We start from the raw sequence: 13,778 nt of genomic DNA on the forward strand, positions 1-13,778 counted from the left end.
CGCAACCTTGTGCAAGTGTGCTGTTAGTTGTGGCGACGCGAGTCGCAACCTTGTGCAAGTGTGCTGTTAGTTGTGGCGACGCGAGTCGATTCACCTCCAAAATTTTCCACGCCCAAGGCGGTTTTTCGGTTTTAACACTTCTTGCTTTTGGCGACGAAAAGTATTATATTTGTACAGAGATATGGGAGGAGCCTCGGCTCCCCCCTTTTTTCGTTACTTTCTCTTTAAAATCGGGGAATTTAGGAGCGCATCCGGGAAAAATTTGCCTTCCCCTAATTTAAATTTGCCTTCTTCTAATTTTAATTAGGGGAAGGCAAAGAAAAATTATGCGCCGAGAAGGCAAAATTGGGAGGCGGAAAGTGTTCTCGGAAGTTAAAAATGTTAATGTCGAATCGCTAAAAAATGGCTCAAAATTGTTGGATTTTTTTAGGGGAGTTCACCGGCATCTTGGAATCAGAAAGGGACAAGGACGCGGTCTGACGCCATGAAGCACCGACCGCTTCGTTTTGAAAAAACAACCCCGTCGTTTTGGGGTTAAACGTTCCGGCGCACAAAGAAAATGGCGGACAGCCACATCAAAAAAACTCAAATTTTCATGCAAACGGCGGATTTTTAAATACTTTTGTCTCGTGAAACACTTTGTTTCCTTTTCGCGGAATCTCCCTCACGCTGCTTCCGCCACCTTTTGCAAACCCCAAATTTTCATTTTCACACATGAAAAACAACCGTTTCTTTCTCTTGCTTCTGGCTTTGCTCGTCGGACTCGGAATGAACACCCGTCCGGCACAAGCACAGGAGTCACCGTTTGTCTATGAGGAAATCTATCACCTCGTACAAACATCTACCGGTTTGGCGCTCTCCAACGGAGAAAGCGCTGAGAACGATGCCTATCTGCTGATGGACACCGAAAATGCCGACGCCAACGGTCAGGACTGGAAAATCGTCCCCATCAACCTTGACGCCGGCATCTTTGCACTCTGCAATCCGCACTACGGAAAGGGCATTGACTGTGCACCGTCGGCAACCATCAAACACCGTCTTCTGCAGTGGACTTTTGGCACAGGGAATCCGAACCAGCAGTTCTACATTCGAGAGGTGGAGGGGCTGGAGAATACCTACCAGATTCTGAACAACACGCAAAATCGTGCCATGACGCCCCACGAAGACGGCTCTGTCTTCATGGAGGATAACCTGGCGAACGCGGACTCCTACTTCCGCTTTGTGCCGACGGGAAAGGTCTGTGAGGTGAAGCGCCCCTACGTCGGGTTTACCTACGTTCTGAAGAATGTTCCCACCGGAAAGGTGCTTTCCAACGGACAGGCAAAGGAGGAAGGCGCATTCTTGGTCATGGAGGAATTTGACCCCGAACGACTCGGACAGCGCTGGCTGCTGCGAGAGGAGAAGCCGTCGGCAACTTCCTATCGTCTGCTCTACAATGCCTTCTCCTCGCTCTGCATCGACGCCGGACTCAACGGAAAAAGAAAACCGCTGCAGTGGGGCATGAATGCCACAAACTACAATCAGCAGGTGACCTTTGAGAAGGTTGAAACTTTAGAAGACACCTATCGCATTGCTTACACCTACAGCGGCACAACCTACTATCTCACCGCAAACGAAGACGGCAGCACGGAGATGACCACCGATGCCGCGAACGAAGCCACCTTCTTCACGCTCTCGGACATTGCCCCCTACATTGAACAACAGAGTCCGTGGGAGGATGAGTTGATTTATGCCGTGAACAAGGAGGAAGGACACGCCACGGCGATTCCCTACGCTTCCACCGCCGAGATGCGAGCAGATGCCGACTTCTATGCCCGTCCCTGGGTGACACCGTCGTCTTCGCGCATTCTCAGCCTCAACGGAACATGGAAATTGAATTGGGTACAGAACATCGAGGAGCGTCCGGGCGAGGCGGAGTTCTGGGCTGACAATGCCGACGTCTCGGCGTGGGACGACATTGAAGTACCGTCGTGTCTGGAGATGAAAGGATATGGCGACCCCTTATATATCAATGTGCAATATCCCTTCAACAACAACCCGCCGCACATCGTCATGAAGGACGGACTCTACAACTCGGTGGGTTCCTATCGCCGCACCTTCACGTTGCCCGCCGATTGGAGCGGCTCTCGCGTCTTCGTTCACTTTGACGGAATCTACAGCGGCGCGCTGGTCTATGTGAACGGTCACGAGGTGGGCTACACCGAGGCTTCCACCGAGGATGCCGAGTTTGACCTCACCTCTTTCGTTCGCGAGGGCGAGAACAACATCTGCGTGCAGGTCTTCCGCTGGACGGACGGTTCCTATCTGGAAGGACAGGACATGTTCCACATGAGCGGAATCTATCGTGATGTCTATCTGGTTGCCACGCCGCAGGTCTATGTCCGCGACCACATTCTTTCTGCCACTCTGGATGAAAGCGCCGACTTCCGCTCGGGCAGTCTCTCTGTGCAGGCTGCCGTGCGCAACCGCTCCGGCGAGGCTGCCGCCGTGGAGTTGCTCGCTCGTCTGCTCTCTCCGCAGGGCGAGGAGATTGCCACCGAAAGCCAAACGCTCGACTTCTCTGCCGCCGAGGGAAACACCGAAAAGACCGCGGCGCTGACCTTTGACGGACTGTCGAATCTGGAACTGTGGTCAGCGGAACATCCCGCACTCTACACCGTCGAACTCTCTCTCCGCGACGACACTGCCAACGAACTGGAGGCTTTCTCAACGAAACACGGTTTCCGCGACATCCGCATCGGTGACGACAAGCGCGTCTATGTGAACGGCAAGCAAGTCTATTTCAAAGGCGTGAACACGCAGGACACGCACCCCGTTCTCGGCAGAAGCATCGACGTGGAGACCATGCTGAAGGACATTGAGTTGATGAAGCAGGCAAACGTGAACACCGTTCGCACGAGCCACTATCCGCGTCAGCCGAAGATGTATGCGATGTTTGACCATTTTGGACTCTACATCATGAACGAAGCGAACGTGGAGTGCCACTACAACTGGACGCAGGGCGGCACGGGCAACCGCAACGGCATCTCAAACCAGGCGTCCTGGCGTGGACAGTATGTGGACCGCACCACCCGCATGGTGCGCCGCGACCGCAACCACCCCTCCGTCATCTTCTGGAGTCTCGGCAACGAGAGCGGAGAGGGTTCAAACATCAGCGCCGCCTACAACGCCGTGCGCGACCTCGATGCGCGACCCATTCACTATGAGGGTTCCACAAATGCCAACGTGAACTACGGCACGGACATCTGCAGCCAGATGTATCCGACGCTGACGCAGGTGAGCAACTACGCCAACGGAAACTACTGGCGTCAGCCTTACTTCATGTGTGAATATGCCCACGCCATGGGAAACTCGGTGGGCAACCTGCAAGAATACTGGGACATCATTGAAAGCAGCGTCTATGGCATCGGCGGCTGCATCTGGGACTGGGTGGACCAGTCGGTCTATGATGCTGCCGACCTCGCCGCAGGCAATCTCGAACAAAACGGATTCCTAAAATATCGCACGGGCTACGACTGGCCGCAGGCGCCTCATCAGGGCAACTTCGTGAACAACGGCATCATTGGCGCGGACCGCGCTTGGACCTCAAAACTGACGGAAGTGAAGAAGGTCTATCAGTATGTGAAGTTCACGGAACTGAAGAACGGAACGCTGACACTCCGCAACGCCCACGACTTCACTTCGCTGGAGGATTTCACCTTGAAATATGCCGTTTTGGAGAACGGCGAACAGACCGCCTCGGGTTCAATGGCACTGCCTGCCGTCCAGCCGGGAGAAGAAACAAACTTGCAGATTCCGCTTCCGGAGTCGCTGAAGGCAGACGCCGAAGTGCTCTTGAATTTGGAGGTATGTCGCAATGCCGCCACTGACTTCTCCCCCGCGGGCTATCCCGTGGCATCTGCACAGTTTGAGATTCAGACTCGTCCTGCCACCTTGCCCGACGTGGAGGTGGCATCGACGGAACAGCCTCTCACCGTCAGCACACTCAACGGCAACACGGTGGTGTCAAACAACAAGGTGAGCATGGTCTTCAACGCTGAAGGTAAACTGAACTCATGGATGCTGCAAGGCATTGACCTTGTGAAAGCGGACGGAGGACCGGACTATGACAACTATCGATGGATTGAAAACGACGCGCCCTACGGCAACGACCCGAACTACACCACCGAGAACGGCATCACTTCCACCACGACGAACTTCACGTCCTCCGCGGACAACCTCAAAGTGACTGCCACGGTGCAGGGCACGGGAACACTGTGCAACTATGTCTTCACCTACGAGATTTATGCCGACGGGCACGTGGACTTGACGGCAGCCTACACGCCGCAGCAGACTGAACTGCGCCGCCTCGGTCTTTCCATGCAAATCCCGGGCACGCTCTCTGACGTCAGTTACTATGCCCGCGGACCTTGGGCAAACTACGTGGACCGCCGCACGGGCAGCTTCCTCGGACGCTACACCACCACCGTCAACGACATGAATGAATACTATCTCCGCCCGCAGACGATGGGCAACCGTCAGGACCTGCGCGAAGTGAGCTTCACCAACCCGACCACCGGAAAAGGCTTCAAAGTCGAAACGGAAGGAGAAGCCGCCTTCTCTGCACTCCACTGGAACGATGCGGAACTCCACACCACACTCCACAATTGGGAACTGCCCTTCTCGGAGAATGCTGCGGAACGAACGATTCACCTGCACCTTGACTATCGTCAGAAAGGCATAGGAAACGGAAGTTGCGGACCGGGCACAATTCCTGCCTACGAACTCCCCTCTTCGGGCACGTTCACCCACAAACTGCGCTTCACGCCCATCGGCGGTTCGGGAACAGGCATCGACTCTCCCGAGAAACCGACGGCATTCACCATTCGCCACAACAGTGAGTTCATCATTGTCAGCGGACAGCTTCCCGCCGGAACATCTGCCACCCTGCTGAATCTCGGCGGTGCCGTCCTCTCCGCAGCGCACGCCACCACCGCAGCGCCGAGTCTGACGCTCTCCCTCGCTTCCCTCCCCAAAGGTTCCTATCTGCTCGTCGTGGAGAATGCCGGCGGACAACGTGTCCACAAGTTCGTCAAAATGTGAAGAGGGACCGCACAAAGCAGACGAACTGCCATCCACAAAACGCACCATGAATGATTAGGAGGTGACGCTTCGGCGTCGCCTCTTTTTCAATTGTGGATGTGCACTCCACTCTCGCCCGCGGAGATGGCGGGGGGAGCCGCTTTAAGTTGGTATCAAGTCAGCCCTAAGGAAAAAGTGACGGCTCGCCGCCTGCAAACGAACCTTTTTGATGAAAGACTGTGTGGGAGTCCTGCATATTATAAGGTGTGCTTAAAAATCAACTCAACCTTATTTCAGAACGCCCCTATACTCAATCACCAATCTTTTCGCAGATAGCAATAATAAAAATGAGTAAATTTGCGGCGTATGCAAGAAACAAACAATCACAAGAAGCCAATGTGGCGACACGCTGTCACGCTTTGTCTTGCCCTTTTTTGTCTGACCCTTTCTGCCTTCGCGTTTCCCGTTGATGAGGCGGCAGCCAGACGGCGCGCCGTTGAATTCTTCCAAAAGCAGGGGAAACTCAAATCCAGCGACGTGAAAAACACAGAGGTGAAGGTGGAGACCTTTGCTGCCGCTTTCCTGTGCCGCCACAAGGACAGTTTTGTTCTGCTCGCTGCCGACGATGCCTGTCCCGAGGTGTTGGGCTATGGCACCGCCTCGGCGTCAGCCTCGATGCCTGCCCCTTTGGCTGCCATGTTGCGTCGTCCCGCCGCCACGCTGTCCACTGCTCTCAAGGGAAACTATCCGCCCGGCGGTGCGCAGTCTTGGACTCCCGTTGCGCCGTTGCTCACCACCGTGCGTCACCAAAGCGCGCCCTACAATCGCGCCTGTCCCACCTACATCACCTCCTCGGGAGAGACCTATCCGACGCTTGTCGGCTGCGTCGCCACCGCCATGGAGCAGATTCTGACCTACCATCACGCCCCCGTCGTTTTGCGCGACACACTGAAAGGTTGGGAAACGGAACACTACACCGTGCCTGACATCCTGCCCGGCACTTCTGTCGATACGCGCCTCATTTTGGATGACTATGACGAAGAGCGTCCCGCTTCGGAGGAAGCCATTGACGCCGTCGCCCGCCTGTCTTTCATGCTCGGCGTGGCGTGCCACATGAACTGGGAACCTTCCTCCAGCGGCGCCCACACTTTCCGCCTCGTTGAACCGTTGCAGCGCGCTTTTGGTTATGGATACGTAAACTATTTGGACAGTTACCTCTATCCTCCTGCCTCTTTTTGGAACTATCTCGCTTCCGAAATCGCCGCTCGCCGCCCGGTCTATTATGCGGGCAGCATTATGCGCGGTGGCGGTCATGCCTTTGTCTTAGACGGGCTGGATGCCGACGGACTGTTCCATGTGAACTGGGCGTATGGCGGCGACTATGATGGCTACTTCCGTTTGGATGTTCTGGCACATCCGCAACCCGAGAGCGACCGGCTCAACGAGGCGGTGGAGAGCGGTTTCTTCTGTAATCAGGAGTGCCTCACTTTCTTCCCCGACAGTTTGGAAGTCACGCCGCCCGACAGCCTGCGGCGCACCGGCAGTGAAATCAGCGTTGAACGTGTCAGTTTCGGTGCAGAGCCTTGCACGGGTTGTCCCACACCGGTCAGTCTGCATCTTCGCAACACGACGGATTCCGTCCTCACCACTCCTTTCGCGCTCATTGTCAATGAACCCTCCGACACTGCCGTCTTTGAGCAAGGCGAATGGCTTGCCCTTACGGGCGGTACGATGGAAGGCGGCGAGACAACCGTGAAAACGGTCTTCCCCACCTTCCCCTCAGCCGGCGAGAAAGTGCTGAACGTGACTGCCGATGGCGAAACCATCCTTTTCACCATGCCCTTCCAAGTCTGTGAGGGAGGCACGACCGACATGCAACACGACGCTCCCGAGTTGGAGTTTGAGGCGGGCGGCACAGTCGCCATTCATCAGCGCTTCTCCAACTCCTCGTCCGAGGAGCGTGCGGCACAGGAATACATTTTCTGCGTGGCGGATTCGGCAGGCAGTCCCGAAGTTGAAATCATACGCCACATCTTCCTCGCTCCCTCTGCCGACACCGTGGTGACCGTTCGTTTCCGCGACCTTGTCCCCGGCACGGGCTATCAATACCTGCTCCGCGCCTACTGGCCCGTCGTGGTGAGTCAAGGCTTTGTCATGCCCCTCTCTCCCGACGGTGTCTCCCCCGTCACCACCGACTCGCAGAGTCCGGCGCAATGGTACGACCTCAGCGGACGCCCCATTGCGACGCCCCAACGCCTCGGCGTCTATTTGAAACGTCAGGGCGGAAAGACCAGTCTGCAAATTCCTTGAACAGCCAAGCCACTCAGAAGTTCATGAAAAAGATAAAAATTGAAAGCAGCCTCCTCACTCACACCGAACACGGCGAGGAGCGCATTGAAAACCAAACCGAAGGACACTGCGAGGTGGGCGAACACGGCGTGCGCCTCACCTTCGACGAACTCGAGGGAAACCGGCACACTGTGTGGGTCATTGCTGACGGGCTGGCAGAGTGCCGCCGCAGCGGAGACGTCACCTCTCGTTTCGTTTTCGTTCCGCAACGCATGCTCGAAGCACCCTATGCCATCCACGGACAGACGCTCCCGATGCAACTCTACACCCACGCGCTCAGTCTCAAACTCTCCCCCAAAGGCGGACGCTGCGAAATACGCTACACCCTGCTGCAAGGCGGACAAGCCGTTGCCGACAACCATCTTGAACTACGCTTCACCTTCCTGTAATCACACCTTATACACCTTATTATATATATGGAAAACCTACAAGCCTATCTTGACGCCCACGAGGCACGCCACCTCGATGAACTTTTTTCTTTGCTCAGAATCCCGAGCGTCAGTTCCTCGCCTGCCCACGCCGGCGACCTGTTGCGCACGGCTGAACGTTGGAGCGAACTGCTCACCGAAGCCGGTGCCGAAAAGGTTGAAATCATCCCCACACCCGGTAATCCCATCGTGTTTGCGGAACGCCACGTGGCGGACGATGCGCCCACCGTTTTGGTCTATGGTCACTATGATGTCATGCCTGTCGAACCTCTTGATCTTTGGAACAGCGAGCCTTTCGAGCCCGTGGTGCGCGACGGTCGAATCTGGGGACGCGGCGCTGACGACGACAAAGGACAGAGTTTCATTCAGGTCAAAGCGTTTGAATATCTCGTGCGTCACGACCTGCTCCGCCATAACATCAAATTCATTCTCGAAGGCGAAGAAGAAATCGGTTCGCCCAATCTCGCCGCCTTCCTGCAAGACCACCGCGAACTGCTGGCGTGTGATGTGGTGCTTGTCAGCGACACCTCCATGCTTGCCGCCGACCTGCCCTCCCTCACCACGGGTTTGCGCGGACTTGCCTACTGGGAAGTGGAAGTCACCGGTCCCAACCGTGACCTTCACTCCGGACATTTCGGCGGCGCGGTAGCCAATCCTGTGCAGGTGCTCTGCGAAATGCTGTCCAAGATGTTGGATGAGAACGGACGCATCACCGTGCCTCACTTCTATGACGACGTGGAGGAACTCTCCGCCGAGGAGCGCGAGATGATTGCCGCCATTCCTTTTGACGAGGAACGCTACAAAGCGTCCATCGGAGTCGGCGCACTGCGTGGTGAGAAGGGCTATTCCACCTTGGAGCGCAACGCCTGCCGCCCGAGTTTTGACATCTGCGGCATCTGGGGCGGACACATCGGCGAGGGCGCCAAGACCGTACTGCCCTCCAAGGCTTTCGCTAAGGTCAGCTGCCGCCTCGTCCCTCATCAGCAGCACGAAAAGATTTCCCAACTCTTCGCCGACTACTTCCGCTCGCTGGCTCCGGCGTGCGTCAAGGTGGAGGTGCGTCCGCTACATGGCGGCGAGGGCTATGTTTGTCCCATTGACCATCCCGCCTATCGCGCCGCGGAAGCAGGTTTCACCGAAGCCTTCGGTCGTCGCCCGTTGGCAGTTCGCCGCGGCGGCAGCATTCCCATCATCAGCGACTTTGAGCGCGAGCTCGGTGTCAAGACCATTCTGATGGGTTTCGGTTTGGAAAGCAACGCCATCCATTCGCCCAACGAGAACTTCCCGCTCGACATGTTGCGCAAAGGCATCGTCGCAGTCGTCGGTTTCCACCGGGCGCTGGAGATGGGGAAATAAACAAAAACCGCAGGCAGTCACAAAGACTGTCTGCGGAGGGAGGGGTGCTTAGTGGGATTCGAACCCACGACATTCAGAACCACAATCTGACGCTCTAACCAACTGAACTATAAGCACCATCTGAGGATTCTTCCTCGAAAGCGATGCAAAAGTAGGGCAAATTTCCGATTCCCGCAAGAATTTGCCCCTCTTTTTTTCATTTTGTGCCGAAAGCGTGCGGTTTTCTTCATCGTTTTGCCGTAACTTTGCATCACGAACACAAAGGGGTGCCCGTCACACCGGAGACGAAGGCTGAGATGATACCCTTACGACCTGATGCAGATTATGCTGCCGTAGGCATTGTGGTTAGTTCTCCGCTTTTGCGGCACAAACTGCAAAAACGTCCTGCCCTTCTTCTTTGGTTCATGGGCATGAGCCAACCCTCTTACCCTTTTCTAAATCTTTTTTACCCGTGTGTCGCGGCACACACCCTTCCTTGAAAAGGGAAAAACACCTTTTTCTTTATGAACGTTTTTGTCAATCAGAAAGCACAGGAAACTGCGGCAACCCATGTCGCCGGTCTCGTGGAAGAACTCGCGCTGCCTGCCGAAGGCATCGCCGTGGCAATCAACAACCGCATCGTGCGGCGTCCGGAATGGGAAACCACCCTGCTCGCCGAGGGCGACAGACTGACCGTCATTCGCGCGGTGTGTGGAGGATGAGGCTGCCGGCGAACTTACACCTTTTATATATAGATAATAAACGCAGAAAAAATGTCAGACTTGATTCTTGGAGGACGTGCGTTTCACTCACGTCTGTTTCTCGGTACGGGAAAATTCCGCAGCAATGCGGAGATGTCGGAAGCGGTTCTTGCTTCGGGGACTGAAATGGTCACCTTGGCGATGAAGCGCGTGGAGTTGGAAGATGCAGAAGACGACATGTTGCTTCACGTGCGTCGTGAAGGCATTCAACTCCTGCCCAACACCTCCGGCGTGCGTGATGCCGAAGAAGCCGTCTTCGCTGCACAGATGTCACGCGAAGCTTTCGGCACGAACTGGTTGAAACTCGAAATCCACCCCGATCCGCGCTATCTCTTGCCCGACAGCACTGAGACGCTCAAGGCAACAGAACAGTTGGCAAAGATGGGCTTCATCGTCTTGCCCTACTGCGCCGCCGACCCCACACTCTGCAAACACTTGGAAGAAGCCGGTGCCGCCGCCGTCATGCCCCTCGGCGCACCCATTGGCACAAACCGTGGACTGCGCACCCGTGACTTCTTGCAAATCATCATCGAACAAGCCACCGTCCCCGTCGTTGTGGATGCCGGCATCGGCGCACCGAGTCACGCCGCAGAAGCCATGGAACTCGGAGCGGATGCCTGTCTCGTCAACACCGCCATTGCCGTCGCAGGCAGACCTGCCGCCATGGCTGCTGCCTTCAAACAGGCTGTCGAAGCGGGGCGCGCCGCCTTCGAAGCCGGTCTTCCCGCGCAGGGCAGTACCTTGCAGGCTGAGGCTTCCTCGCCCCTGACTTCGTTTCTTGACTGAGTTGTGGGCAGTTCTGTAGATTATGGAATAAGGCGCGCTCAAAGAAATGTGCTTCCGTTCCGGTTGCTTTCTTAGCGGACTTTTATAGGTCGTCTCTAAGAATCAGAAAGCCACTCACCCTAATTTATAGAACACCCTATATTGAATCCCCTTACCGTTTTGCATAGAAATCCATCATGTTTTCTGAATATCTCTCTCAATTTGACTGGGACGAAACGACCGAATCCATCCACGCCAAAACCGCAGCCGACGTGGAGGCAGCCCTGCGCCGCCCCCGCTGCACGGTGGACGACTTCATGGCACTCATCTCCCCCGCCGCCGAGCCCTATCTTGAACAGATGGCGCAACTCTCGCGTCGTTACACGGAGAAACGTTTCGGACGCACCGTCTCCATGTTCATCCCGCTCTACCTCACCAACTCCTGCACTAACTCCTGTGTCTATTGCGGCTTCCACGTTGCCAACAAGATGGCACGCACGATTCTCACGCCGGAGGAGATGACGCGGGAATATGAAGCCATCAAACAACTCGGCCCCTTTGAGAATCTGCTCCTTGTCACCGGCGAAAATCCGGTAAAGGCAGGTGTTCCCTATCTCGCTAAGGCGCTCGATCTGGCGAAACCACTATTTTCTAACTTGAAAATAGAGGTCATGCCTCTTGAAACGGAGGAGTATCGCGAACTGACGCGCCATGGAATGAATGGGGTGATTTGCTTTCAAGAGACCTATCACCGCGAGAACTATAAAATCTATCATCCGCGCGGCAAGAAGTCTGACTTTGAATGGCGCGTCAACGGTTTCGACCGCATGGGGCTCGCCGGCGTTCACTCCATCGGCATGGGCGTGCTCATCGGGCTGGAAAAGGAATGGCGCACCGATCTCACCATGATGGCACGTCACCTGCGCTACCTGCAGAAACACTACTGGCGCACGAAGTACAGCGTGAACTTCCCGCGAATGTGTCCCGCGGAGAACGGCGGCTTCCAACCCAACTGCATCATGTCGGACCGTGAGCTCGCACAGTTAACTTTCGCCATGCGCATCTTTGACCACGACGTGGACATCTCCTACAGCACTCGCGAGCGAGCCAACTTCCGTGACCACATGGCGACGCTCGGCGTGACGACCATGTCTGCCGGAAGTCGCACGGAGCCGGGAGGCTATGCCTGCTATCCCGAGGCTCTCGAACAGTTTGAGGTGAGCGACCCGCGAACGGTGGAAGAAGTGGCGGACGCGCTGCGCCGCATGGGTGTTGAACCCGTCTGGAAAGACTGGGACGGCAGTTTTGACCACGTCAAAAAGATGATGGCGCAAGGTGCATGAAGGGGACTTTAAACTCTGCTCACCACTTATGTCTCAGATAAAGGGGTGTTCTAAAAATTAGGTTGAGTTGATTTTTGATTTCTTAGAGATGAACTTTTGTCAGTTGAGGAAGGAGCATAGCGGGCTATGTGACTGACGAAACTTACAAAAGGGCGCGCTAAGAAACAAAAAGCGACCAAAACGTAAGCACTTTCTTTTGAACGTTCCTTATCCCGTAATTTATAGAACACCCCTAAACTTATCATGAAAAAAGAAGAAAGATATGCCCGCCAGTTGTTGCTGCCGGAAATCGGCGCGGCGGGTCAGGAGCGTCTGTCCCGGGCGCACGCCCTCTTGGTGGGCGTCGGCGGGCTCGGCTGCCCCATTGCACAGTATTTGGTCGGCGCCGGCATCGGCAGACTCACGCTGGTTGATGACGACGTGGTCAGTGTCAGCAATCTGCACCGTCAGATTCTTTACGACGAATCGCAGGTGGGAGAACCGAAGGCACTCATGGCGCAGCGTCGCCTCTCCCTCCTGAACTCGGAGGTGAAGGTCGAAGCCCACGTTTGCCGCTTGACGCCGGAGAACGCCGAATCGCTGGCGGCAGGATGTGACGTGCTGATTGACGGTTGCGACAACTTCGCCACCCGTTTTTTGTTGGACGACGTGTCGGAGCGCATGGGCATCCCCTATTTCTATGGTGCGGTGCGAGGCTTTGAAGGACAAGCCGCCGTCTTTGGGCTCGGCGAAACGCCGTTGCGCTACCGTGACCTCCACCCCGACCGCGAAGCCACGTTGAAAATGCCCCATCCCGGCAAGCAGGTGGTCGGCATGGCGCCCGCTGTCGTCGGCAGCGTGTTGGCGACGCAGGTTGTGCAATATGTTTGCGGTCGCAACCCCTCCCTCGCGGGACGACTTTGGACCATCAATCTCCTCACCATGGAAAGCGCCGCTTTTGAGTGGTGAGTTCCACGCGGTTCAAGAATCCATCCGTAAAAGGCGGTGTGTTAAATCATAAATTTTGACACACCGCCCTCATTGTGTTGGGGCTTACAGCAAAACTTGTGCCAAAATGCCCTCAAATGGGAACGCAGGAAAAAATGTGAAATAAGCTTCGCGCGCGAGGCGCGCGTATTCACCTTTCAAACCTATACGTTTTTCAAGGGTACATGCATTCCCGGCAAATCCTACACAGTTCGGGCTTAAAGTTTGATAATCAGATTGGTTAGGTGTGTAGGGTTTGGTCTGTAAATTCTACACAAAACCCTTCATTGTGTAGGATTTCGCGGCGGTGTGTGTAGGGTAGTGGTGAAGCAAAAAATATAAATGTAGGATTGGGTGGAAATATGCAAAAACGCGGTTTCCATCCTACATTCTTGCTCTTCGATGGAATCTGTGTCATTGAGAAAAATCTTGCCTAGTCGGCACGCAGCTTTACTTAGGGGAAGGCAAAGAGAAATTAGGGGAAGGCAAAGAAAAATTTGAGGAAGGCAAATTAAAATTAGGGGAAGGCAAAGAAAAATTTGAGGAAGGCAAAGAAAAATTTGAGGAAGGCAAATTAAAATTTGAGGAAGGCAAATTAAAATTTGAGGAAGGCAAATTAAAATTTGAGGAAGGCAAATTTTTCCCAGGTGCGCTCCTAGTTTTTCTTAGGTGCGCTCCTAGTTTTTCTTAGGTGCGCTCCTAGTAGTCTGTAAAGTCTAAAAAGTGACAATAGGATACAAATGTTTGAGTTTGATTCTGGCATCGTCTGT

At 55.1% G+C, this 13,778-nt stretch carries 8 protein-coding genes, 1 tRNA gene and 1 riboswitch; of the genes, 8 read left to right on the plus strand and 1 reads right to left on the minus strand.

What is annotated here, in order from left to right:
• The first annotated feature begins 714 nt into the window (after nt 1–714).
• The 4 genes from I6E40_RS05825 (at nt 715) to I6E40_RS05840 (ending at nt 9,194) form a co-directional block, all read left to right on the plus strand.
• The gene (locus I6E40_RS05825) at nt 715–5,082 is read left to right on the plus strand and encodes a glycoside hydrolase family 2 TIM barrel-domain containing protein (RefSeq protein WP_235386000.1); all 4,368 of its coding nucleotides are present in this window, start codon (nt 715–717) and stop codon (nt 5,080–5,082) included.
• 345 nt (nt 5,083–5,427) lie between these two features.
• The gene (locus I6E40_RS05830) at nt 5,428–7,371 is read left to right on the plus strand and encodes a C10 family peptidase (protein ID WP_235386001.1); all 1,944 of its coding nucleotides are present in this window, start codon (nt 5,428–5,430) and stop codon (nt 7,369–7,371) included.
• A 23-nt stretch (nt 7,372–7,394) separates the two neighbouring features.
• Nucleotides 7,395–7,799 (plus strand): DUF1934 domain-containing protein, encoded by a 405-nt coding sequence (locus I6E40_RS05835; RefSeq protein ID WP_235386002.1) that lies wholly within the window; start codon nt 7,395–7,397, stop codon nt 7,797–7,799.
• A 27-nt stretch (nt 7,800–7,826) separates the two neighbouring features.
• Nucleotides 7,827–9,194, plus strand: a complete 1,368-nt coding sequence (locus I6E40_RS05840; protein ID WP_235386004.1) for a dipeptidase — start codon at nt 7,827–7,829, stop codon at nt 9,192–9,194.
• 43 nt (nt 9,195–9,237) lie between these two features.
• Here the strand turns inward: I6E40_RS05840 and I6E40_RS05845 are convergent.
• Nucleotides 9,238–9,311 (minus strand) — tRNA-His (locus tag I6E40_RS05845).
• A gap of 135 nt (nt 9,312–9,446) precedes the next feature.
• Nucleotides 9,447–9,550, plus strand: a riboswitch (TPP riboswitch).
• Nucleotides 9,551–9,697: 147 nt separating this feature from the next.
• On the opposite strand from I6E40_RS05845, the gene thiS reads away from it, so the two are divergent.
• The 4 genes from thiS to I6E40_RS05865 all read left to right on the plus strand — a co-directional run bounded on the left by thiS (nt 9,698) and on the right by I6E40_RS05865 (nt 12,990).
• Nucleotides 9,698–9,895, plus strand: a complete 198-nt coding sequence (gene thiS / locus I6E40_RS05850; RefSeq protein WP_235386006.1) for a sulfur carrier protein ThiS — start codon at nt 9,698–9,700, stop codon at nt 9,893–9,895.
• A 51-nt stretch (nt 9,896–9,946) separates the two neighbouring features.
• A complete protein-coding gene (locus tag I6E40_RS05855) occupies nt 9,947–10,720 on the plus strand; it encodes a thiazole synthase (protein ID WP_235386008.1) in 774 nt (257 codons plus the stop codon).
• A 176-nt stretch (nt 10,721–10,896) separates the two neighbouring features.
• On the plus strand, nt 10,897–12,042 hold the full coding sequence (thiH, locus tag I6E40_RS05860) for a 2-iminoacetate synthase ThiH (protein ID WP_235386009.1): 1,146 nt from the start codon (nt 10,897–10,899) through the stop codon (nt 12,040–12,042).
• A gap of 243 nt (nt 12,043–12,285) precedes the next feature.
• Nucleotides 12,286–12,990, plus strand: a complete 705-nt coding sequence (locus I6E40_RS05865; protein WP_235386010.1) for a HesA/MoeB/ThiF family protein — start codon at nt 12,286–12,288, stop codon at nt 12,988–12,990.
• Nucleotides 12,991–13,778: the final 788 nt, after the last annotated feature.

This window comes from Prevotellamassilia timonensis (genome assembly GCF_021531665.1).
Classification (GTDB): Bacteria; Bacteroidota; Bacteroidia; order Bacteroidales; family Bacteroidaceae; genus Alloprevotella.